General features: G+C 37.9%; 23 protein-coding genes and 1 tRNA gene. 17 read left to right on the top strand and 7 right to left on the bottom strand.

What is annotated here, in order from left to right; genetic code table 11:
- Window positions 1-10: 10 nt before the first annotated feature.
- The 7 genes from miaB to groL all read left to right on the top strand — a co-directional run bounded on the left by miaB (window position 11) and on the right by groL (window position 7,042).
- Window positions 11-1,444 carry a tRNA (N6-isopentenyl adenosine(37)-C2)-methylthiotransferase MiaB gene (miaB, locus tag IPP32_13370; protein MBL0049073.1) on the top strand — a complete coding sequence of 478 codons (1,434 nt, stop codon included), beginning with the start codon at window positions 11-13 and terminating at the stop codon, window positions 1,442-1,444.
- A gap of 61 nt (window positions 1,445-1,505) precedes the next feature.
- Window positions 1,506-2,711 carry a sigma-54-dependent Fis family transcriptional regulator gene (locus tag IPP32_13365; GenBank protein MBL0049072.1) on the top strand — a complete coding sequence of 402 codons (1,206 nt, stop codon included), beginning with the start codon at window positions 1,506-1,508 and terminating at the stop codon, window positions 2,709-2,711.
- Window positions 2,712-2,719: 8 nt separating this feature from the next.
- Window positions 2,720-3,229, top strand: a complete 510-nt coding sequence (locus IPP32_13360; GenBank protein ID MBL0049071.1) for an LptE family protein — start codon at window positions 2,720-2,722, stop codon at window positions 3,227-3,229.
- Window positions 3,230-3,618: 389 nt separating this feature from the next.
- Entirely contained in the window at window positions 3,619-4,371 is a 753-nt protein-coding gene (locus IPP32_13355; protein ID MBL0049070.1) for a hypothetical protein, read from the top strand.
- Window positions 4,372-4,427: 56 nt separating this feature from the next.
- Window positions 4,428-4,769 (top strand): preprotein translocase subunit SecG, encoded by a 342-nt coding sequence (secG, locus tag IPP32_13350; protein MBL0049069.1) that lies wholly within the window; start codon window positions 4,428-4,430, stop codon window positions 4,767-4,769.
- A 223-nt stretch (window positions 4,770-4,992) separates the two neighbouring features.
- Window positions 4,993-5,271, top strand: a complete 279-nt coding sequence (locus tag IPP32_13345; GenBank protein ID MBL0049068.1) for a co-chaperone GroES — start codon at window positions 4,993-4,995, stop codon at window positions 5,269-5,271.
- Between the two features lie 130 nt (window positions 5,272-5,401).
- Window positions 5,402-7,042: a chaperonin GroEL gene (gene groL, locus IPP32_13340; protein MBL0049067.1), complete on the top strand. Its 1,641-nt coding sequence runs from the start codon at window positions 5,402-5,404 to the stop codon at window positions 7,040-7,042.
- 200 nt (window positions 7,043-7,242) lie between these two features.
- Here the strand turns inward: groL and IPP32_13335 are convergent, their stop codons facing one another.
- From IPP32_13335 to IPP32_13305, 7 genes are all read right to left on the bottom strand, one after another.
- Window positions 7,243-7,464, bottom strand: coding sequence for a DUF2795 domain-containing protein (locus IPP32_13335; GenBank protein ID MBL0049066.1), 222 nt, complete (start codon window positions 7,462-7,464; stop codon window positions 7,243-7,245).
- A gap of 125 nt (window positions 7,465-7,589) precedes the next feature.
- A complete protein-coding gene (locus IPP32_13330; GenBank protein MBL0049065.1) occupies window positions 7,590-8,144 on the bottom strand; it encodes a cob(I)yrinic acid a,c-diamide adenosyltransferase in 555 nt (184 codons plus the stop codon).
- A 63-nt stretch (window positions 8,145-8,207) separates the two neighbouring features.
- Window positions 8,208-8,921: an ABC transporter ATP-binding protein gene (locus IPP32_13325; protein MBL0049064.1), complete on the bottom strand. Its 714-nt coding sequence runs from the start codon at window positions 8,919-8,921 to the stop codon at window positions 8,208-8,210.
- Window positions 8,922-8,960: 39 nt separating this feature from the next.
- Window positions 8,961-9,746, bottom strand: coding sequence for a class I SAM-dependent methyltransferase (locus IPP32_13320; GenBank protein ID MBL0049063.1), 786 nt, complete (start codon window positions 9,744-9,746; stop codon window positions 8,961-8,963).
- Window positions 9,747-10,275: 529 nt separating this feature from the next.
- Window positions 10,276-10,989, bottom strand: coding sequence for an outer membrane protein transport protein (locus tag IPP32_13315; protein ID MBL0049062.1), 714 nt, complete (start codon window positions 10,987-10,989; stop codon window positions 10,276-10,278).
- Window positions 10,953-11,780 carry a hypothetical protein gene (locus IPP32_13310; GenBank protein MBL0049061.1) on the bottom strand — a complete coding sequence of 276 codons (828 nt, stop codon included), beginning with the start codon at window positions 11,778-11,780 and terminating at the stop codon, window positions 10,953-10,955. The genes IPP32_13315 and IPP32_13310 overlap by 37 nt, the downstream gene beginning before the upstream one ends.
- Window positions 11,781-11,805: 25 nt before the next feature.
- Window positions 11,806-13,488, bottom strand: coding sequence for a hypothetical protein (locus tag IPP32_13305; GenBank protein MBL0049060.1), 1,683 nt, complete (start codon window positions 13,486-13,488; stop codon window positions 11,806-11,808).
- Between the two features lie 124 nt (window positions 13,489-13,612).
- On the opposite strand from IPP32_13305, the gene IPP32_13300 reads away from it, so the two are divergent.
- The 10 genes from IPP32_13300 (at window position 13,613) to upp (ending at window position 22,555) form a co-directional block, all read left to right on the top strand.
- A complete protein-coding gene (locus tag IPP32_13300; GenBank protein ID MBL0049059.1) occupies window positions 13,613-15,085 on the top strand; it encodes a proline--tRNA ligase in 1,473 nt (490 codons plus the stop codon).
- A gap of 73 nt (window positions 15,086-15,158) precedes the next feature.
- Window positions 15,159-17,081, top strand: a complete 1,923-nt coding sequence (locus IPP32_13295; GenBank protein MBL0049058.1) for a T9SS type A sorting domain-containing protein — start codon at window positions 15,159-15,161, stop codon at window positions 17,079-17,081.
- A gap of 115 nt (window positions 17,082-17,196) precedes the next feature.
- Window positions 17,197-17,268: transfer RNA gene (locus IPP32_13290), tRNA-Glu, on the top strand.
- A gap of 83 nt (window positions 17,269-17,351) precedes the next feature.
- On the top strand, window positions 17,352-17,603 hold the full coding sequence (locus tag IPP32_13285) for a 30S ribosomal protein S20 (protein MBL0049057.1): 252 nt from the start codon (window positions 17,352-17,354) through the stop codon (window positions 17,601-17,603).
- Between the two features lie 93 nt (window positions 17,604-17,696).
- The gene (radC, locus tag IPP32_13280) at window positions 17,697-18,389 is read left to right on the top strand and encodes a DNA repair protein RadC (protein ID MBL0049056.1); all 693 of its coding nucleotides are present in this window, start codon (window positions 17,697-17,699) and stop codon (window positions 18,387-18,389) included.
- A gap of 28 nt (window positions 18,390-18,417) precedes the next feature.
- On the top strand, window positions 18,418-19,590 hold the full coding sequence (gene wecB, locus IPP32_13275) for a UDP-N-acetylglucosamine 2-epimerase (non-hydrolyzing) (GenBank protein ID MBL0049055.1): 1,173 nt from the start codon (window positions 18,418-18,420) through the stop codon (window positions 19,588-19,590).
- Window positions 19,591-19,608: 18 nt separating this feature from the next.
- The gene (locus IPP32_13270) at window positions 19,609-19,929 is read left to right on the top strand and encodes a hypothetical protein (protein ID MBL0049054.1); all 321 of its coding nucleotides are present in this window, start codon (window positions 19,609-19,611) and stop codon (window positions 19,927-19,929) included.
- Window positions 19,926-20,915: a polysaccharide deacetylase family protein gene (locus IPP32_13265; protein MBL0049053.1), complete on the top strand. Its 990-nt coding sequence runs from the start codon at window positions 19,926-19,928 to the stop codon at window positions 20,913-20,915. Before IPP32_13270 ends, IPP32_13265 begins: the two co-directional genes overlap by 4 nt.
- 11 nt (window positions 20,916-20,926) lie before the next feature.
- Window positions 20,927-21,841: a hypothetical protein gene (locus IPP32_13260; GenBank protein MBL0049052.1), complete on the top strand. Its 915-nt coding sequence runs from the start codon at window positions 20,927-20,929 to the stop codon at window positions 21,839-21,841.
- A gap of 66 nt (window positions 21,842-21,907) precedes the next feature.
- Window positions 21,908-22,555 (top strand): uracil phosphoribosyltransferase, encoded by a 648-nt coding sequence (gene upp / locus IPP32_13255; GenBank protein ID MBL0049051.1) that lies wholly within the window; start codon window positions 21,908-21,910, stop codon window positions 22,553-22,555.
- Window positions 22,556-22,558: the final 3 nt, after the last annotated feature.

Genomic DNA, 22,558 nt, shown 5'->3' with positions numbered 1-22,558 from the left:
GGTTCAATACATGTTGCTCGAAGAAAAAACAATTGACGAAAGCATTCAAGGACAGCCTACATTGCTGCCTACTGCCCATGCAGAAGTGAAGCGAAAACTATACCTTGAAAGTTATGGATGTGCGATGAACTTTGCGGATAGCGAGGTGGTAGCTTCCATTTTATTGAATAATGGTTTCGCCACTACTGATCTGGTGGGTGAAGCAGATGTTATTTTCATGAATACCTGTGCCATCCGAGATAATGCTGAAACACGAGTAAGAACACGCTTGCAGGATTTAAAAAAATTAAAAAAGCAAAATCCTGGATTGGTCATTGGGGTTTTAGGGTGTATGGCGGAACGACTAAAATCTAAGTTACTGGAAGAAGAAAAATTGGTAGATATTGTTGTAGGTCCTGATGCTTACCGCGATTTACCTAACTTAATTGAGCAAGTAGATTCCGGACAAAGGGCAGTAAATGTTTTGCTTTCGCGGGAAGAAACCTATGCGGATATTAGTCCCGTTAGGCTATCGAGCAATGGTGTTACAGCTTTTGTTTCCATTACCAGAGGCTGTGATAATATGTGTGCATTTTGCGTGGTTCCTTTCACCAGAGGAAGAGAGAGAAGCAGAGATCCCGAATCGATTGTTAATGAAGCCACAGATTTATTTGAGCGTGGGTACAGAGAAGTTACTCTGCTAGGTCAAAATGTAGATTCCTATTTGTGGACAGGCGGTGGTTTGAAAAAAGACAACCCTACGACCGAAGAATTGGAGCATGCAACCACTTTTGCTCAATTGCTTGAAAAGGTGGCATTGATTAACCCCTTGTTGCGTGTAAGGTTTAGCACCTCTCACCCCAAAGATATGACGGATGATGTATTGTATATGATTGCCAAGCATGAAAACATCTGCAATTACATTCACTTACCGGTGCAATCCGGAAATTCGCGGATGCTTGAATTGATGAATAGAGGTTATACACGTGAGTGGTACAAAAACAGAATTTTAAAAATAAGAGAAATAATTCCTGATTGTGGTATTTCAACCGATACCATATCGGGCTTTTGCAGTGAAACAGAAGAAGAGCACAAGGAAACAGTGACTTTAATGGAATGGGTAGGATTTGATTTTGCGTATATGTTTAAGTATTCAGAACGCCCGGGTACATTAGCTGCACGGAAAATGAAAGACGATATTGATGAGGCTATTAAGCAAAACCGTTTGGCGGAAATTGTTGCACTTCAACAAAAGCTATCTGAAGTAAAAACCAAAGCCGGTGTTGGTAAGATTCATAAGGTGCTAATTGAAGGAACATCAAAAAAATCAGCAGATTTTTTTGCCGGAAGAAATCCACAAAATACAACAGTAGTGTTTCCTAAAGAATCATACAAAATTGGTGAATATGTAAATGTATTGGCCACTTCTTGCACGCCAGCAACTTTGATTGGAAAGGTTGTTTAAGTAAACGTGAAGTACCAAATACAAGTTGCGGCCTTTAACGCCGTTTAATACTTAAAATAAAATGACAGTTTTAGATATAAAGCAACGTTTTGGAATCATCGGCAGCTCTTCTTTATTAGATCGGGCTATCGATATTGCAAAACAAGTTGCACCAACAGATTTAACCGTCTTAGTTAATGGAGAAAGCGGGTCTGGAAAAGAAGTCTTTCCTCAAATTATTCATCAATTAAGTACCCGAAAGCACGGACCGTACATTGCAGTAAATTGTGGCGCTATCCCGGAAGGGACAATAGATTCGGAATTATTTGGACACGAAAAGGGATCCTTTACCGGTGCCCATGAAGCTCGAAAAGGTTATTTCGAAATGGTGGGTGGTGGCACCATTTTTTTGGATGAAGTAGCTGAATTGCCCATGAGCACACAGGCGCGACTTTTACGAGTTTTAGAAACCGGCGAATTTATTAAAGTGGGCGCTTCGAAAGTACTTAAAACCGATGTTCGTATAATAGCTGCAACCAATGTAAATATTCCGGAAGCGATACGAAAAGGGCGATTTAGGGAGGATTTATACTATCGCTTGAACACCGTGCCAATAAAAGTTCCTTCGCTGCGTGAGCGCAAAGAAGATATACATTTATTGTTTCGCAAGTTTGCATCCGATTTTGCCACCAAATACCGCATGCCGACAATAAAATTAGTAGGTGCTGAGCAATATCTCGAGAATTATAGTTGGCCGGGAAATGTGCGTCAATTGAAAAATATTGCGGAGCAAATTTCTGTAATCGAAAAAAACAGAGACATATCCCCTGAAATTTTGGTTCGATACCTACCGGTTGAAAGTGCCAACACTTTGCCCATACTGGTAAAGGGAGAAAAATCAGACAGCGATTTTAGCGAACGTGATATTTTGTATAAAGTACTGTTTGATATGAAGAAAGAATTGGATGGTGTAAAAAAGATAGTGGCAGATATCATTCAAGGCAAAAAAATTACCGAGACCGATTTGACTGCTAATGCAGAACATTCAGCTTACAACGATTCACTTAGTCAGGAAAATACTTCTTTACAAGTGCATCGGCCAATACTTAGCCACCAGCAGCCCATTCATGAGATAGAGGAATCTTTATCCCTTGAAGAGAAAGAAAAGGATTTTATAAAAAAGGCCCTTGAAAGACATAAAGGAAAACGCAAAAACGCTGCTAAAGAATTAGGTATTTCAGAGCGTACACTTTATCGAAAAATTAATGAATACAAAATACCGGGATAAACTATACTATGAATAAAAGTTTTTTAGTTAGTATTCTTTTAGTTTTAGCTTCTTTCACTTCCTGTAAGGTGAATTATTCCTTTACCGGAGCATCAATTCCGCCGGATGTAAAAACAATTTCGGTGCAAACTTTTCCAAATTATGCTCCTTTGGTTCAACCTATATTAGGCCAAACATTTACAGAAGCATTGAAGGATAAATTTCAGGCGCAAACTAATTTGCAGCTGGTTTCGCGAGGAGGGGATTTAAGTTTTGAAGGTTCCATTACAGGCTACAATGTTGCACCTATATCGATCCAATCGGGTACGGATGTGGCAGCACAAACGCGATTAACCATAACTGTAAATGTAAAATTTAGCAATGCCAAAAACGAGAAGCAAAATTTTGAGAATAGTTTTTCGCGCTTCGCTGATTTTGAGTCCACAAAAAGTTTGGCTACCGAAGAAGAACGATTAATAAAAGAGATAAACGAACAATTGGTGCAGGATATTTTTAATAAGGCAGTCGTAAATTGGTAAAAAAGAGTAAAATGGAAGAATAAACACTCTAACCAAATAATCTGCATTCGACATAATTTGTAAATTTGAAATTAAGAGAAAAGTAAATGAAACGCGAACAATTCATCAACTATATGCTTCATCCTGAGGAACTGAAAGGTGAAAGCGCGGTTGCATTGAATAGTTTACTGAAGGAATTCCCTTATTTTCAAAGTGCTCAATTGTTGTATTTAAAAACTTTGCACAACGAAAAGAGTGTGCATTATCAAAGCCAATTAAAAATTGCTGCAGCCTATTCAGCCAATCGCAAGTCGCTTTATTTTTTAATTAATGGTGAACCTCAAAAAAAGGAGAAAAAGCCGGATTTACCTGAAACTTTCCCGATTCATGAAAATGAGGTTCTTGAAACCATGGAAATTCAGGCAGTTGAAGAAAACAGCCAATCTAAAGTCGAAATTGCAATAGCACTTGCAACAAACGAGGCAAATACAACCCAGGATAACTCTAATGAACCGAATATTGCTGAAATTAACGCTTCCATTTTGCCTATTCAAGAGCATATAGAAATTAAAACACCGGAAAGCACTTCTGAAAAAATACCATCTACTGCTCAAAGCATTGCGCCAGAAATTCTCGAATTGAACACCGAAGTTATGTCGGAAGCGCTTAGTGCAAAACTGTCAAATGAATTAATAAATTTACCAGAAAAGCTATCCGATCAGGAAAAAAATATAGTTCCTTCTGCACCAGTTATTGCACCTGAAATTGCGAAGGAGATACGAATTGAACATCATAGTTTCCTAGATTGGTTAAAGATAAGTCAACTACAAAAAATTACAACACCTGAACAGAAAGTTGTGGCTGTGGATTTAAAGCCAGAGAAAGAAGAAAAAAAGATATTGATTGAGAAGTTTATCAGCACCGAACCTCGCATCGTTCCTAAGAAACAAGAATTTTACAATCCTATAAATAAAGCAAGGCAGAGTGTGATGGAAAACGATTTTATTGTTTCGGAGACCCTTGCTAAAGTTTATTTAAAACAAGGAAACTTCCAAAAGGCGCTAAAATCCTACGAAATTTTAAGTTTGAAATTTCCGGAAAAAAGCAGTTACTTTGCAGCCCAAATTTTAAAAATCAAAAAATTACAACAGGAAAAAAAATAATACCTGTTTTGCAGCTTTAAAGTTGGAGTAAATATTAAATCAAAATAAATTAAAAAATGGAAACATTAGTAACAGTATTGATTATGATTGTGAGTGTGGTGTTGGTATTGGTGGTGTTGGTTCAAAATTCTAAAGGAGGCGGATTGTCATCACAATTCTCGAGCAGCAACCAGGTAATGGGCGTAAAAAAGACAAGTGAATTGATTGAAAAAATTACTTGGGGTTTGGCAATTGCCTTATTGGTATTGTGTGTAACCTCTTCTTTCGTATTAAATAGTACAACAACAGTGGCAAAGGATACAGAATTAAGAGAAAAAATTGAAAATACAGCTGCTCCGAAACCACTTCAAAACTTGCCTGCATCCGCAGCAGCAGGGGCTGATAGCACCAAAAAATAATTCTAAACAGCTGTCGAGTAGTTGTTTTCAACTCACTTCGAACGTTAAGAAATACAATATAAAATGTCAGAGTGTCCGCATTTCTGACATTTTTTGTGTCCTAAAATCTGCCAACTGCAAAATTGTCTATCATTATGCTAGTCAAGGCTTGTGGCACAATCTGTGACAAGTGAAAGGGCATTAAAATTTAATCAACAAAATTTCAAACTAAATAAAAACAAAAATGGCTAAAGTAAAAATTACCCCGATTGCAGACAGAGTGATAGTTGAAGCTGCTGCTGCTGAAGAAAAAACTGCCGGTGGTTTAATCATTCCCGACACGGCAAAAGAAAAACCACAAAAAGGAAAAGTAATTGCAGTGGGCACCGGAAAAAAAGATGAGCCAATGACTGTAAAAGTTGGCGATGAAGTGCTTTATGGAAAATATGCTGGAACAGAAGTAACTGTTGACGGAAAGGATTACCTCATTATGCGCGAGTCGGATATTTTCGCAATCGTTTAATATTGAAATGTCAAAAAGAGGAATGCATTTGCGCTAACCTACTATTTTCCAGCATTTTCTCCCTAGCGAAAGCGAATAATTAACCAAAAATCAATTTATCAAAACAAAAATCAAATAAATAATACATAAAATGGCAAAAGATATAACATTCAACCTTGAAGCACGTGACGCACTGAAAAAAGGTGTAGATGCCTTGGCAAACGCAGTAAAAGTAACACTAGGTCCAAAAGGGCGTAACGTGATTATAGATAAAAAATATGGAGCACCGGCAATTACCAAAGATGGTGTTACTGTTGCAAAGGAAATTGAATTGAAAGATCCTGTAGAAAATATGGGAGCTCAATTGGTGAAGGAAGTAGCTAGTAAAACTGCTGATATTGCCGGTGACGGAACAACTACAGCTACCGTATTAGCACAAGCAATTATTACAGCCGGATTGAAAAATGTGGCTGCCGGAGCAAATCCAATGGATTTAAAACGCGGTATTGACAAAGCAGTTATTGCAGTGATTGAGAATTTGAAAAAGCAATCCCAAAATGTAGGAGATGACAATAAGAAGATTGAACAAGTTGCTACCATTTCTGCAAACAACGATGCCACAATTGGAAAATTGATTGCTGATGCAATGAAAAAAGTTAAAAAAGAAGGAGTTATTACTGTTGAGGAAGCAAAAGGTACTGAAACAACTGTTGAAGTAGTGGAAGGAATGCAATTCGACAGAGGGTATATCTCTCCTTACTTTGTAACCAATGCTGAAAAGATGGAATCTGTAATGGAAACTCCATATGTATTGATTTACGACAAGAAAATTTCTTCGATGAAGGAATTGCTTCCTATACTTGAAAAAACAGCACAATCAGGTCGCCCTTTATTAATTATCGCTGAGGATATTGATGGAGAAGCATTGGCAACTTTAGTTGTAAATAAAATTCGTGGCTCATTAAAAATTTGTGCAGTTAAAGCTCCAGGATTTGGTGACCGCAGAAAAGCAATGTTGGAAGATATCGCTATCCTTACCGGAGGAACAATGATTTCGGAAGAAGGCGGATACAAATTAGAAAATGCCGACCTTTCATATCTTGGTAAAGCTGAAAAAATTACGGTTGACAAAGACAATACAACAATCGTTAATGGTTCAGGTAAAAAGGCAGATATCACTGCACGTGTAAATCAGATTAAAGCACAAATTGAAAATACCACTTCTGATTACGATAAAGAAAAACTTCAAGAACGTTTGGCTAAATTAGCCGGAGGGGTTGCAGTATTGTATGTGGGTGCTGCCACTGAAGTGGAAATGAAAGAGAAAAAAGACCGAGTTGACGATGCCTTGCATGCCACACGCGCTGCAGTAGAAGAAGGAATTGTTGCAGGTGGAGGTGTTGCTTACATCCGTGCAATTGATTCATTGGATAAGTTAAAAGGTGCCAATGATGATGAAAATACCGGTATCGCTATCATTCGACGTGCCATTGAAGAACCGTTACGCCAGATTGTTGCAAATGCAGGTGGCGAAGGCTCTGTTGTGGTAAATAAAGTGAAAGAAGGAAAAGCTGACTTCGGATACAATGCACGTACCGATAAATTTGAAAATTTATTGGCAGCAGGTGTTATTGACCCAACAAAAGTAACTCGTGTAGCATTAGAAAACGCAGCATCCATTGCAGCGATGTTATTAACTACCGAATGTGTACTTGCTGAACAAAAAGAAGACGCAGCTCCAATGCCGGGCGGAATGCCAGGTGGAATGGGCGGAATGGGTGGCATGATGTAAGCATTCAAATACTTAGTTCCAAACAGTTTATGAATGGCACTAAAGTTAAAAGCCTCGCAGAAATAAATTCTGCGAGGCTTTTGCATTAAGAGTAACAAGGATTACAATGTTGCAAGAATATTCACATTCAACATTCCATTTAATAATATTATCGGCGAGTATAAAGCAAAAAAAAGCGGACCTTAGTCCGCTCTTAGCTTTTAATATTCGTCTTCATTAAAGAAGAAATCATCTTTGGATGGATAATCCGGCCAAATTTCTTCAATGGTATCATAAATCTCACCTTCGTCTTCGATCTCTTGCAAGTTTTCGATCACTTCCAATGGAGCTCCTGAACGCATTGCAAAATCAATTAATTCATCTTTGGTGGCAGGCCATGGTGCATCTTCGAGATAGGATGCTAATTCTAATGTCCAATACATATTGTACTATTATTTTAGGTTTGCTTACGCAAAATTAGATTAAGGGTTTCTTGCTTCCCTCAGAATTTTCTAAGGGTGTGCAAAAGTAAAAATTTAATGATAGGAACAAAACAAATAAAACAATTTTAAATTCTTGGTTTCCAAGGTGTTTCATTTACCTTTAGTTGCAAGCTTAGAAAGCGTGACAATACGAAGAGATAATCAGAGAGTCGATTCAGGTATTGTACAACTAATGGAGCCACAAAATTATTTTCAGCCAGATGAATAGTGTTCCGTTCGGCTCGGCGACACACACAACGGGCGATGTGACAAAATGAAATGATGGGATGCCCTCCCGGAAGCACAAAAGAGCGCATTTCAGGAAGCTTTGCATCCATTTCGTCCATTTCACTTTCCAGTAAACTTATGTCCTCTTGTTTCAAATCAGGAATTTTCATTTTAGATTTTTCGGGATCACTAGCAAGTGATGATCCTATCGTAAAAAGTCGGTCTTGAATTTCGGCTAAAATTGATTTGGAGTGTGCATCTATTTCCTGATCCTTAATTAATCCAACATAGGAATTTAATTCGTCGACTGTGCCGTACGATTCGATCCGAATATGATGTTTAGGAACGCGCGTGCCGCCAATTAAAGAGGTTTCGCCAGTATCACCGGTTCTAGTGTATATTTTAAATGCCATTTGAAAAAACTGATGTAATTTGTATTAATTACTATTGAAAAGACATGTTAATACTTTTCAGTATTAAATTGCCTTCTCGGTACGCTCTACTTTCCTATAATTCACATTTTGTTCATCCGATTCAATAAGTCCATCCTTCAAACGGATTATTCGATGTGCATACTTTGCAATGTCTTCTTCATGTGTTACAACAATAATGGTATTTCCCGCGGCATGAATATCCTGAAACAAGCCCATTATTTCAACCGATGTTTTTGAATCCAGATTACCGGTAGGCTCATCGGCTAAAATAATGGCGGGATGGTTCACCAATGCTCTAGCCACTGCAACCCTTTGACGTTGCCCGCCCGAAAGTTCATTGGGTTTATGAAGCATTCGATTTGTTAAACCAACTTCACCTAATACCTGTGTGGCTCTTGCTATGCGCTCCTCTTTTGATTTTCCAGCATAAATTAAGGGCAATGTAACATTTTCTAAAGCTGTAGATTTTGGAAGTAAATTAAAGGTTTGAAAAACGAAGCCAATTTCCTTATTTCTAATTTCGGCCAGTTCATTGTCGTTGAGTTGACTTACATCGGTTCCATTAAGCACGTAAGTCCCACCGCTAGCGGTATCCAAACAACCTAAAATATTCATCAGGGTAGATTTTCCGGAACCTGAAGGACCCATTAAAGCCACGTACTCATTTTTAAAAATCTCGAGTGATACAGAGTTTAGTGCACTTACTACCTCGTTTCCAATTTGAAATTTTCGTGAAATATTGGTTAAACGTATGATGGTTTTCATCCCATTTTTTTCTCAAAGTTAACTCAAATCCTAATAGCGAATCGTAAAATTTTCTTTTACTTGTTCCTTTCTGAAAAATACAATACCCACAAAAAACAAATCGATTGTAACCTTCACTTGCGGATGTTGTTTAATGCAAGTCCATGCTTCTTCCATTTCAATACTCCAATGAATATCATCAAATACAAAAACGGTTTCGTTGCAACAAAACTTTAAGCATTCTTCAAAATAGGCAATTGTAGGAATCCGTCTATGGTTACCATCAAAAAAAACGAAATGCAATTTCTCTAGTTTTTGAATTGAATGGGATAAATTTTCTTCAAAGGTGCCTGGTAATACCTCCACATTTGAAAGCATTAATGCATTAAAATTTTGCTGAGCAATGCGCGCCAATTCAGTGCTTCCTTCCAAGCTAATAAACTGCGCTTGCTTGTGCGCAGAAGCCATATACATTCCACTTAATCCAAGTGATGTGCCCAATTCCAATATCGTGGAAGGCTGAAATTTATTTACAAGGCGAAATAACAAGCGTCCGTATTTTTTAGGTTTAGCGGAATGCATAGCCAACTCACTGATTTTTCGTTTCGAATTGTTAACACGAAGCGAGCCTGCGCCAAAATCCTGCATAAAAATAAGCGAATGATTTGCCAACATTTTTTCCCGAATCTTCTCAATTTTAGAAAAGCAATAGAATTCCTTTTCATCATAAATAACGGTGGTTACTAAATCATACACAAAGGGAGAATGCACGCCGTGTTCGTTTGTTGAACGGAAATAATAAAGCAGGTAACGAAAAAGCAGTTGCAGTTTTTTCATTTTGCGAAAATAGAGAAATGAGATTGAAAATTCATTTCATAAAAAAGAGCAGTTAATTTCGGTGATTCCAATTTCTCTTATATGGGTCCTTTTAACTTCTCGCAGAGGCTTTTCAGGTTTTCGGCTTTAGTTGAATTTTATTTTTATCTGCGCTTTTTCATTGGTGTTTTCTCACTTTTTGCTTGATCAAAAAGTAAGCAAAAAATCAAGGCTGATGAGTAATTGGCTAAAATTTGAATTAATTTTTACTCGCAACCCAAGCCGCTCGATAATATTCTGTTAAAAGAAAATACTTTCATTTCTCGCTCGTGGATTGCTTACACAGTGCCCGCGCATAAAAATGAATTCAAATTTCTTAACGCCAATTTCTCATAGGCCGGTCCTTTCCGGATTTTGATTTTGTTTTATGCGTTTCGTTTTAGGGTGATTTTGAATTGGATTTTTTTGAATGAGAAATGGCTGGCGACTGAAAAGCAAAAAAGGAGCAACGTTTTTAGCCTTGCTCCTTTCAAAATTAAAATGCTTTAGGTTAAAATTTAAACCCTACAGTAGTCAACACTGCACCCGATTGAATTTTATTTGTGCTGGCATGCACATAAGCAGGATCAAACATGTAATATTTTTCGCTGCTTTGTGAAAATTGATAGGCAACATCCAAATAAAATACTTCCATCTTATATCCTAAGCCAAATGAGTAGGTGCTACGACTGCCATCGTTAACATCGTTTTTGTATGGAGTACCATAGTAAGAGTATCCTGCGCGAATGCTAAAAGGATCAAAACGCCATTCGGTACCCACTCTAATATTTGAAGCGGAGGTATAGGATGTTTGAATCGTTTTATTTGCAGTTCTAAATTCATCTTTGCTGGCGTTGAGTTTTGCTTGAGCATAATTCACATATTCATAATCTGCGCTAATCACACCATGCTTACCGATAATAAATCCTATACTCCCAATGGCACGAAACGGGGTTGTTAAGGAGTAATCAAACATTCCTTCCGGTGAAGAATAGGTTTTTACTTTTCCGTAAGAGGGAAGAAATTCAGGTGTTTCAAAATACTTATAGGTGGCGGTAATGCTATCACTATAAATATCCGTCATGTTGTAATAAAGTGTTGGGGTGTGCACAGCTGCCCCAATTCTTAACCAATCAAATACCGAATAAATTGCACCCACTTTAAAATCAACACCACGGCCGGTTGTACTTAATTTTCGGTCCAACACAAATTTCTCCAAATCCATTCTATAAAGTGGAACATAAGTACCCGTTTTGGTAGTATCGTTATCACTTTCTTCGTACCTGGAATTTTCTTCGTATTTAATTTTTTGAATCCAATACTTGCGCCCAAGTATAGTTTGTTATTATAATTTGCACCAAACGAAAGTGCTGTTTCTCCCATAGAACCGGTAGTTTCAACCGACATTTTTTGGGTACCCTTTAAGTTATTGGTATTGGCAAAATACACGTTATTTTGGCCGGGGATGGTATCTATTAAATAAGTTTGGTAGGCAAGATCGGCCCCAAATTGATCGAGGTAATCGGGGCTTTTACCATTTGCTTCATCCACATATTGAAAAAGTTTTGACGATCCATCGGCATCCCCTTCAATGAAACTGCGGTTATGGAAATTGTTTTGTCGGTTGTAAGCAATCCCAAAGCTAAAGCTTTTCCACTCTGCATTTCCATCATTCTTAGCTTTTGGCACATTGATAATAAATGCAGCATTACCAAAATTCATATTAAACTTATTGTCTTTATTGCTGCTATTGTTGTAACTGCTGCTTGTTGTCCTATTAAATAGCGTGGGCGAAAAAGTTAAATCAGATTTTCTGTATAATGCAATGCCGGCGGGGTTCGAAGCTAAGGTACTAGCATCTGCCCCTAAGGCTCCAAATGCACCTCCCATCCCAACATATCGAGCAGTTCCACCATAAGTTATTTGAGAATAGCGTAACGCATCTACTTGATCTTGTGCTTTTACCTCACTTATCAATGCGGCAGCAACGCTTATTGTTATAACAAGTCTTTTCATAAATTCATTATTAAATTTAGTGAGCTTATCTTCTGCGGCCTCCACCATTTGAATTGCCTTCGCGTTGTGCCGGTGCAGAATTATTTTGTTGCATACGCGGAGCTTCTTGACGTGGTTGCTCAAAACGTTGCTCATTACGCGGTGCGGTTTGAGTTTCTTGACGCGGTGCGCTCTCAAATACATTTCTTCTGGGGCGTCCTTCATTTTGTGGCACCACAATTCTTGGAGGCTCCTCATTGCGTTTTATTTCATTGTTTGGACGCGTTCCATTTGCCGGATTGGAGCGTGGAGTTTCATAGGTTGGTTTTGTAGGTTCTTGGTTGTTATTACCATTTGCTCCATTATATCTTGGGCGACCTGTATTGCCTCCATTGTCATATACCGGCTCTTGATTCGCATTGGTTTTTGGAGTATTTGAATTGTTCCAATTTCCATTTGGTCGCACTCCCCCATTTGAATTGTTATTGGCCGGCTGAGTGGTTTCGGAATGAGTAGGTCTTCCATTGGATCCGTTTTCAGACTCAGAAGTTTTACCTTTTACAGGAGTTGATTCATCTTTAGTAGTCCAATTGTTTGGTCTTCCATTCGTTTCCGTCTCAATTATTTTACCTTTAACCGGAGTTTCATTTACTGCACCTTTTGGGGTAGAATAAGTTGGCCTGCCGGTGTTTTCATTTTCAAGTGTTCCTTTTGCAGGAGTTGCGGTACCGTTAGATTTTGGTGTACTATCAGAAGGTCTTCCGGTACTATTATTTGTTCCGATAGTTGCATCTTCTCTTTTTGGTCGTCCGGAATCCTCACCGTTCTTAATTGTATTAATATCTCTACCACGATCAACTGTAACAGCTCTTTCGAATTTGTCGCCAAAACTATCTGCGCCTCTTCCATGTGTTCCGGTGCCATTTGAAGCGGTACCATTGCGTGGGCCGTAATAGGTATTTTTATGTTCGTAGCTGTTGTAGTAATAATAGTTATTGCCATAAAAGCCATTATTAAAACCTTGATTGTAACCATCCCAATAGCCGTTTGCATAACCATTATTATATCCGTTCCAATATCCGCCATAACCAAAGGAATTGTATCCATATCCCATCCATGGATTATAGCCCCAACTGCTGTAGCCATAATATTGATAAGGTCTCCAAGGATTGTATCCCCATGAGCTTCCAATTACAATTGTTGATGTAGGGCTCCAAAAATTATAGCTGGAATAAATACTGGTGCCCCAGCAGGAAGGTTGATAATTATAGTAATAAGCATCGGTATAAAAGGGATCATAATATCCGAAATAAGAAGAATTGTGAAATCTTCTAATGCGCGATGAATAAGCATAATCATAATAATCATCGTAGTTGAACTGATCGTTGTTGTAATTATTGGTGATGTAAGTATTACCACCTTCTGTAGCAGTTGTTGTTGAAGTTGGTTTAGCATTTGGATCGTAGTAATCGTCGGAAGTTTGCGGAGTTGTATTCTCGGATGTGCTTTCGTTGTCGGAAGCTTTAGAATAGTTTTCAGCATTTGCCTTTTTAATTCTATTGGCCTCTGCAGCTGCAAGTTGAGCGGCTTTTTTATCGTCTATTTCCTTTTGCGCATCCTTGGATGAATAATAAATATCATCTGTATTATTTTTAACTGATTGATTGGTAGATGAGCAGGCACTTGCAAGAACTACAAGAGAAATTAAAAAATAATTATACGTTTTCATCTTTGGGATTTTTAAATTTATTATTCTGACTCTGAATTTTAGCAATGGTTTAAATTTTTACTTTTGCCGCTGCTGTTTATTTTCCAAGTAAAATTACAAATACTATACCAAACCAAAAATTAATATGAGTAAAGATTTTCCAACACGTGCCGAAAATTATTCGCAATGGTACAATGAATTGGTAGTTAAAGCTGATTTGGCTGAGAATTCGGCTGTTCGAGGATGCATGGTTATTAAACCTTACGGATTTTCTATTTGGGAAAAAATGCAAGCAGCCTTGGATAAGATGTTCAAAGATACCGGACACAGCAATGCATACTTTCCCTTGTTTATACCTAAGTCTTTTTTTAGTAAAGAAGCCAGTCATGTGGAAGGGTTTGCAAAAGAGTGCGCTGTAGTAACTCATTATCGCTTAAAGAACGGGCCGGATGGGACAATTATTGTGGATGAGGATGCGAAGTTGGAAGAAGAATTGATTATAAGACCTACTTCCGAAACTATTATTTGGAATACCTATAAGGGATGGATACAATCTTACCGCGATCTTCCGCTCTTAATAAATCAATGGGCGAATGTGGTGCGTTGGGAAATGCGTACACGTTTATTTTTGAGAACTGCTGAATTTCTTTGGCAAGAAGGGCATACTGCACATGCAACCGCTGACGAGGCAATATTTGAGACCAAGCAAATGCTAGATGTGTATGCGGATTTTGCGGAGGAATGGATGGCCATACCCGTCATTAAGGGTGTAAAAACAGCCAATGAACGTTTTGCCGGAGCTCTAGAAACCTATTGTATAGAAGCGTTGATGCAAGATGGAAAAGCACTGCAAGCAGGGACTTCGCATTTTTTAGGTCAAAATTTTGCAAAGGCTTTTGATGTTAAATTCACCGGTAAAGATGGAAAGCTGGACTATGTATGGGCCACCTCTTGGGGTGTTTCGACACGCTTAATGGGAGCATTGGTAATGAGCCACAGTGACGATGAAGGCCTCGTATTACCCCCAAAGCTTGCACCTATTCAAGTAGTGATTGTGCCCATTTATAAAGGCGATGAGCAATTGGCACAAATAAGTGCAGTTGCATTAAAATTAAAAAAAGCATTAGAGTTCAAAAATATTCGTGTAAAATACGACGATCGCGATACACAGCGACCAGGTTGGAAGTTTGCCGAATATGAATTTAAAGGAGTTCCAATTCGCATTGCAATTGGAGGACGTGATTTGGAGAACGGGACAGTAGAAATTGCACGCAGGGATACCAAAGAAAAAGAAACACTTCAACAAGCTGATTTAGAAAACAAGGTAGAGCATTTGTTAACTCAAATACAACATAATCTTTACCAAAAGGCCTTGGATTATAGGGATTCAATGATGCATCGTGTGGATAGTTATGCCGAATTTAAGGAGGTATTAGAATCAAAAGGAGGATTTGTGCTGGCACATTGGGATGGAACCACTGAAACAGAATTAAAAATTAAAGAAGAAACAAAAGCGACAATACGTTGCATACCTCTGAATAATCCTCTGGAAACTGGTCATTGCATTTTAACCGGGAAGCCATCAACCCAACGTGTTATGTTTGCAAAAGCCTATTGATTTGGAATATTTATTTGAATTTTAAAAGTAAAATATTATTTTTACGAGGCTTTGGACATATTTAACTAAAATTATGAAAAAACATCTACTCCTTATTTTATCTATATCGCTACTAACTTCTTGGAAAATAGACGCACAGAGTATTTCTAAAAAAGTAAATCTTGCACAGCATCTAGCGATACAAAATAATACTTCTGTTCCGTTTCAAAGAAATTGCGGAACTATGGAAAACCTCGCTTTTGAATTGCAAAAAGATCCTGCACTTCAAAAAAAGATGGAAAAAATGGAAGAGGAACTTCAAGAAGAAATAGCAGTTCATCAACAGCATGTTGGAAATAAAACAAGTACAGTTTACAAAATACCTGTAGTAGTGCATGTTGTATATAAAAGTGGCACAGAGAATGTAAGTGATGCTCAAATATATTCACAGATTGCTGCTCTAAATCGTGATTACAGAAAGCAGAATACCGATATCAGCCAAGTTCCGGCTGCTTTTGCTGCACTGGCTGCTGATGCAGAGATTGAATTTTGTTTGGCAAGTGTGGACCCTAATGGCATTGCAACCACAGGAATAACACGAACATTAACCAATAATACTCAAGGATTTGGAAACCCTACACCAAGTGTAAAAACTGCTCCTGATGGAGTTAGTCCATGGGATCCAAGCAGGTATATGAATATGTGGGTGTGCGACTTGCAAGGACAATTGCTGGGGTATGCTCAATTTCCGGGCACAGGTTCAGCCAGTACTGATGGAATAGTGATTGACTTTGCCTATTTTGGAACCATGGGTACAGCGACAGCACCTTTTGACAAAGGCAGAACAGCTACACATGAAGTTGGACATTATTTAAACTTACGCCACATATGGGGAGATGCCAATTGTGGCAATGACTTTGTGAACGATACTCCTACGCAGCAAGCTTCCAATGGGCAATGTCCTACATTTCCACATGTAACATGCAGCAACGGCCCTAATGGGGACATGTTCATGAATTATATGGATTATGTAGACGATGCCTGTATGTTTATGTTTTCGGAGGGGCAAAAAGCGCGCATGGTGGCTACCTTAACAGGCACGGGTTCCGGATCCAGAGCTAGTTTATTGACCAATACTAATGTTAATTGCAGTACACCATCACAAGTTTTATCGTGCGATACCATTGCAAATTTTACCGCTTCAACTCCATTAGCACTATACCGGCCTTCACATGTAGGCCAACCGGGCACCGGCTACTTATCCGGAACAAATAGTTGGGGAGACATTGGATTTGCCGAAAAATTCAATGCATTACAACCGCTTCAAAAAATATACGGGGCTCAAATCTTATTTGGCTATGGGTATGGTTTTTCGAATGCAACTTTGAATGCAAAAGTTTGGAAGGCCGATGGTGTGGGTGGAACACCGGGTACAACCCTGGCAACCAAGACATTGGTTTTGAGCGATATATTTGCGGATATAACTGCGGGCAACCCTACGAATGTTACGTTTACAAATCCAATTGCTATCAATTCCGGTTCTTATTTTATTGGTATTGAATTCAACAATAATACGATAGATACGATTGCACTTTATACCACCTCAAATGGGAGTGTAACTACCGGTAAAGCCTATGAAGGCTTGAGTGATGGAAGTTGGTATCCCTTTACAGATAATACCAATTCATGGGGCTTAAATCTTGGATTGGCAATAGCACCTGCACTTTGTATTGACTATACCGGAATTGCAACTTCAACACAAAATTCGGATGCCATACAGTTATTTCCTAATCCATCAAATGGAAATATTAGCCTAGCATCGGATGAATTTGCAACAGAAAAGGTGGATATTAAAGTGTTTAATTCAGTAGGCTCTTTGGTTTTAAATTTGGCGAATGTATCCGCAAATGGAAAACTTATAACTGTTGATTTATCAGGGTATCCGCAAGGTTTGTATATTTTTGAAATAGCAACTAAAGAGCATTCTTATACAAAAAGGCTGAACCTAATTCATTAAAACTAGACAGGGCTAACTGGTGTAAAAAAGAATAAAAAAAAACAGACAAAGATTTTTTTGTCAGAAAATAAAAATATTCTACATTTGCACTCCCTTTCAAAAAAGGGGAAATTTTGGCCCGTTCGTCTAGGGGTTAGGACGCCAGGTTTTCATCCTGGAAACAGGGGTTCGATTCCCCTACGGGCTACAGAGTAAATTAAAAGAGTTAATTGAAAATTGTTATTAGTAACACAATTAACATGAAACTAATAACAGAAACAAAAAAATAAAATGGCAAATCACAAATCGTCAATAAAAAGAATTCGCTCTAACGAAGCTAAAAAAGAAACGAATCGTTACCAAGCGAAAACTGCGCGTACAGCAATCAAGGCATTAAAAACAACAACAGATAAAAAAGAAGCTGCAAAAAAGCTACCTGAAGTTATTTCGATGGTAGATAAATTGGCAAAGAAAAATATCATCCACAAAAATAAAGCGGGAAATATTAAATCGAAGTTAACCAAGATGGTTGGTAAATTGTAATTCATTAGTTAGTAATAACTTAAAAAAGGTCTTCCTATTCGGAAGACCTTTTTTATTTTTATAATTTATCTTAGCGAAAGAAATAAGGGAGATATGAATAGAGAAGCAATGCCAATTTCGTTGTGGTCGGAGGCAGATAAACCACGGGAGAAGTTATTAGAGAAAGGACGCCACGTATTATCGGATGCAGAGTTAATTGGCATTTTACTGGGATCAGGAAGTAGGGACGAAAGCGCTGTTGCCCTTGCTAAGCGGATTTTAAGCAGTATTGATAATGATCTAAACGCATTAGGAAAGTTACAAGTATCGGACCTAACACAGTTTAAGGGAATGGGTGAAGCAAAAGCAATTACCGTAATAGCAGCGTTAGAATTGGGACGTAGAAGAAAGATACATGAGAGTCCCAAACGGATTAAAATTGTAAGTAGCAAAGATGCCTTTAACTACATAGCTGCAGAATTTGAAGATTTAACTCATGAAGAATTTTGGGTGCTTTTAGTTGACAGAAGCAACCACGTGTTACGGAAAATCAATATCAGCAAAGGAGGAGTTAGCGGAACAGTGGTAGATGCACGAATAATATTTAAGTTAGCGATTGAAAATTTAGCGAGTGGGCTCGTTCTGTGTCACAATCACCCATCAGGAAACTTAAAAGCAAGTGAAGACGATATAAGAATAACCCGGCGCTTAACAGAAGCTGGAAAACTATTTGAGATAAATGTTTTAGATCACCTCATTCTTGCAGGAAAAGAATTTTATAGTTTTGCAGACAATGGCCAACTGTAAATTAAACTGCCATTAACCTAATTAGCAGATGCTAAAAATCCTCACAATAATTGGGGCACGGCCTCAAATCATCAAGGCTGCAGCCTTAAGTCGCGCAATTCGAACGCATTTTGCCAGCCAGATGAAAGAAATTATTGTGCACACTGGCCAGCATTACGATGCAAGTATGTCGTTGGTGTTTTTTGATGAATTGGGTATTCCGAAACCGGATTACAATTTAAATGTGGGCAGCAATTCGCATGGCAAGCAAACGGCAGCGATGCTGGTGGGCATAGAAGAAATTTTAGATATAGAAAAGCCCAATTGCTTAGTTGTTTATGGCGATACCAATTCAACCTTAGCAGGAGCCTTAGCTGCAGCGAAAGTGCATGTTCCGGTTGTACATATTGAAGCAGGTTTGCGTTCCTTCAACAAAGCAATGCCGGAGGAAATTAACCGTATAGTTTGCGACCATGTTTCTACCCTGCTTTTTTCGCCTACCAAAGCAGGATATACTAATTTATTACGGGAAGGATTTAAAGAGTACAGCGATAAAATAGCCAATGCAGACCACCCCAAAATTTATCATTGCGGGGATGTAATGTATGATAATAGCCTTTATTTTGCTGAGCTATCTGAACAAAAAACCCGTGTTTTAGCTGATTTAAAACTGGAAAGGAATAATTACATTTTGGCTACTATTCACCGCAACAACAATACAGATGAGCCTTTGCGCCTAACTGCCATTTTTGAGGCATTTGTTGAAATAACGGCGCAGTTAAATATCACACTTGTGTTGCCAATTCATCCCAGAACATCAAAACTTTTGAAGCAAAATTTACGACCTGATGTGTATGCTAAAATTAGTGCAAACGAGCGCATTAAGTTGGTGCCACCGGTTTCATTTTTAGAAATGACAGCTTTAGAAAAAAACGCAAAATTAATTGTAACTGATTCCGGTGGTGTTCAGAAAGAAGCTTTCTTTTTTAAGAAGCCCTGTGTTATTTTGAGAGCGGAAACTGAGTGGGTGGAATTGGTTGAGTGCGGCGCTGCACAACTTGCGGATACTGACCATGCAAAAATAATAGCTTCTATTAATAAGTATTACGTAAAAAGCGATTTATCCTTCCCTCCCCTTTTTGGAGATGGGCAAGCCGCCGAGTTTATTTGCAAAGAGCTTTTGCAATTGTTCGAATCAACGCCCAAGAAAATAGTGGCTTAATAATACTTACACACGAAAATGATTCTCGTATACACGCCAAAGATAAATAATCGAATACGCTATATCTTTCGTTTAATTTTTACGGATGTATTGGGTGTTGATGTGTTGTTAACCGAAAATGTAAATGAATTTAAGCTCCACGAGGGAACTAAAATAAATTATTCGGGACATGCATTTGGGGATGAATTATTTTTCTTGTCGAAGCCATTTTTATCTGAAACAGGAATTAAGGATCAGGACATAACTGTTTTTGATTGGGATGGCACAAAAGCATTTTTTCCAACAAGCAGAACTTCCGCCTTTCCATTTGATCCGTTTGCTGCAAGTTTTACTTGGTGAGCCGTTATGAGGAATATTTACCTACCATTCATGACAAGCATAATCGATTTGAAGCCTTGGAAAGTCTGGCCTTTCAAAACAATTTTTTGCATCTGCCTTTGGTAAATATTTGGGCCGATAAAATTAAAAAACTCATATTATCGAAGTATACAGATGTTGAATTTCCTAAAAAGAAATTTAAGCATATTCCCACCATCGACATCGATAATGCCTACGCATTTAGGGAAAAAGGGTTTATTCGCACAATTGGCGCTTCACTTCGTTCATTGCTACATTTGGATTTGAAAGAGTTTATTGAACGTGGCAGAGCGGTCTTCGGATTTCAAACCGATCCGTATGATACCTATCAATTTCAATTAGACATTCATAAAAAGTATGGACTGCATCCAATTTACTTTTTCTTGTTTGCTGATTATGGATTAAATGACAAGAATGTTCCAACGCGTAGTCAACGATTCCGCTATTTGATTAAATCGATTGCAGATAATGCTGATGTTGGGATTCATCCCTCTTACAATTCCAATTTTAAGTTGGAAAAATTAGAAAAAGAAGTTCGTGGTTTATCTAAAGTTTTAAATCGAGAAATCGTAAGAAGCCGGCAGCATTTTTTAAAACTTACTTTCCCTGAAACGTATCGCAATTTGATGAATTTAGACATCAGCGACGATTATACTATGGGCTATGCTTCGGAAGTTGGGTTTCGAGCAAGTATTTGTAATAGCTTTAATTTTTATGATTTGGATTTAGAAATTGAAACCAAACTAAGGTTGCATCCCTTTCAGGTGATGGACGCTACGCTTAACTTTTACTTACAAATAAGTCCGGAAGAATCGCTTGAAAAGATTAAAAAAATAATTGATGAGGTTAAAAAAGTGGATGGTGAGTTTATAAGCTTGTGGCACAATGAAACATTGGCAGAATATAAGTTTTGGAAGGGATGGAGAATGGTTTATGAGGAAATGTTGAACTATGCGCATACTATTTAAGAACTAAAACAGTGATAAAATATTATTCGAATAAAGATATAGATTACACCAAATGGGACGATTGCATTCGCAAATCGTTTAATGGTAATATTTATGCATACACGTGGTATTTGGATATAGTATGCGAAGGATGGAATGCATTGGTGGAAGATGATTATAAGAGTGTAATGCCGCTTACCGGGAGAAAAAAATTAGGTATAAATTATTTATTCCAACCTCCCTTTACGCAGCAATTAGGGGTGTTTTCGGTGAACAAATTTTCTCAAGAAAAAGTAGAAGAATTTATAACTGCCATCCCATCTCGTTACAAATTAGTGGAGATAAATCTGAACAAGTATAACACCGTTGATGAAGGACAATTTAAGGTTAAACAAAATTTAACGCATGAACTTGATCTGATTAATTCGTATGTTAATTTACGAACTTATTATGCAGTTAACACTTTACGTAATATCACAAAAGCAACGAAAAAAGGACTGAGTGTTAATTACAAGGCCGACCCCTTAGAAATCATCAAACTATTTCGCAGGAATCGAGGAAAAGACATTAGCAACTTAAAAAGTAAGGAGTATAAGATTTTAAAAAACCTTATTGAATATTGTATAGCACGGGGCCATGGTGCAAGTTGGGGAGTATATACTGAAAAAAAGGACTTATGTGCGGGTGCTTTTTTTGTGCAGAGTAATAATAAAGTGATTTTTTTATTTTCGGCTACAAATGCAACAGCCAAGAAAAATGGGGCAATGCCTTTTTTGATAGACCATTTTATTCAGGAAAATGCACAACGCAGTCTTACTTTTGATTTTGAGGGGTCGAACGATAAAAACCTAGCGCGGTTTTACAAAAGTTTTGGCTCTAAAGAATGTAATTACTTGGGGATCAAAAAAAACAATTTGCCATTTCCCCTTAAGTTATTAAAGAAATAAGTTTTATTCCTCACGAATTAATTTCTACCTTCATAGCCACCTTTCATCACTAATAACAGCGCAGCTATGATACACATTTTAGGTAACGAAAACTCTATTTTCAACGAATTTATTTCTGAAATACGCGACGAGCAAATACAAAGCGACCGTATGCGATTTCGAAGAAACATGGAACGCATGGGTGAAATATTTGCATATGAAATCAGTAAAAAACTTAACTATGCTATAGAGGATGTGACCACATCACTTGGGGTTGCTAAAGTTCCAAAAATTGCTGAACAACCTGTAGTGGCAACAATTTTAAGAGCAGGATTGCCATTGCATTTAGGGATTTTAAATTATTTTGATCAAGCTGACAATGCATTTATATCGGCCTATCGAAAACACCATAAAGATGGAACATTTGATGTGCAGGTTGAATATTTATCGAGCCCTGATTTGGATGACCGTATTTTGATTCTTTGTGATCCAATGTTAGCTACCGGAACCTCGATGGTGCTTGCTTACAATGCGCTGTTAAAAAAAGGGAAACCTAAACATACGCACATCGTATCTGTTATTGCCAGTACAGAGGGAGTTAATTACGCTAAAATGCATTTACCTGAAAACGTTAGTTTATGGATGGGGGCAGTAGATGAAGAGCTTACTGCTCAATCTTACATTGTACCGGGATTGGGAGATGCAGGAGATTTGGCATTTGGAGTAAAATCCTGAAAA

The sequence above is a fragment of the Bacteroidota bacterium genome (assembly GCA_016721765.1).
GTDB lineage: Bacteria > Bacteroidota > Bacteroidia > UBA4408 > UBA4408 > UBA4408.
The sequence above is the reverse complement of the archived record's forward strand: the minus strand, read 5'-3'. Positions and strand labels throughout refer to the sequence as shown.

Bases quoted from the DNA above. Each gene is read 5' to 3' on its own strand.
- IPP32_13270 (MBL0049054.1), top strand. From the start codon at position 19,609: ATGATTCTCGTATACACGCCAAAGATAAATAATCGAATACGCTATATC.
- IPP32_13320 (MBL0049063.1), bottom strand. From the start codon at position 9,746: ATGAAAAAACTGCAACTGCTTTTTCGTTACCTGCTTTATTATTTCCGT.
- IPP32_13310 (MBL0049061.1), bottom strand. From the start codon at position 11,780: ATGAAAAGACTTGTTATAACAATAAGCGTTGCTGCCGCATTGATAAGT.
- IPP32_13315 (MBL0049062.1), bottom strand. From the start codon at position 10,989: ATGGATTTGGAGAAATTTGTGTTGGACCGAAAATTAAGTACAACCGGC.
- miaB (MBL0049073.1), top strand. From the start codon at position 11: ATGTTGCTCGAAGAAAAAACAATTGACGAAAGCATTCAAGGACAGCCT.
- IPP32_13365 (MBL0049072.1), top strand. From the start codon at position 1,506: ATGACAGTTTTAGATATAAAGCAACGTTTTGGAATCATCGGCAGCTCT.
- IPP32_13335 (MBL0049066.1), bottom strand. From the start codon at position 7,464: ATGTATTGGACATTAGAATTAGCATCCTATCTCGAAGATGCACCATGG.
- IPP32_13345 (MBL0049068.1), top strand. From the start codon at position 4,993: ATGGCTAAAGTAAAAATTACCCCGATTGCAGACAGAGTGATAGTTGAA.
- IPP32_13305 (MBL0049060.1), bottom strand. From the start codon at position 13,488: ATGAAAACGTATAATTATTTTTTAATTTCTCTTGTAGTTCTTGCAAGT.
- IPP32_13360 (MBL0049071.1), top strand. From the start codon at position 2,720: ATGAATAAAAGTTTTTTAGTTAGTATTCTTTTAGTTTTAGCTTCTTTC.
- IPP32_13285 (MBL0049057.1), top strand. From the start codon at position 17,352: ATGGCAAATCACAAATCGTCAATAAAAAGAATTCGCTCTAACGAAGCT.
- IPP32_13300 (MBL0049059.1), top strand. From the start codon at position 13,613: ATGAGTAAAGATTTTCCAACACGTGCCGAAAATTATTCGCAATGGTAC.
- upp (MBL0049051.1), top strand. From the start codon at position 21,908: ATGATACACATTTTAGGTAACGAAAACTCTATTTTCAACGAATTTATT.
- secG (MBL0049069.1), top strand. From the start codon at position 4,428: ATGGAAACATTAGTAACAGTATTGATTATGATTGTGAGTGTGGTGTTG.
- IPP32_13330 (MBL0049065.1), bottom strand. From the start codon at position 8,144: ATGGCATTTAAAATATACACTAGAACCGGTGATACTGGCGAAACCTCT.
- groL (MBL0049067.1), top strand. From the start codon at position 5,402: ATGGCAAAAGATATAACATTCAACCTTGAAGCACGTGACGCACTGAAA.
- radC (MBL0049056.1), top strand. From the start codon at position 17,697: ATGAATAGAGAAGCAATGCCAATTTCGTTGTGGTCGGAGGCAGATAAA.
- IPP32_13355 (MBL0049070.1), top strand. From the start codon at position 3,619: ATGGAAATTCAGGCAGTTGAAGAAAACAGCCAATCTAAAGTCGAAATT.
- wecB (MBL0049055.1), top strand. From the start codon at position 18,418: ATGCTAAAAATCCTCACAATAATTGGGGCACGGCCTCAAATCATCAAG.
- IPP32_13295 (MBL0049058.1), top strand. From the start codon at position 15,159: ATGAAAAAACATCTACTCCTTATTTTATCTATATCGCTACTAACTTCT.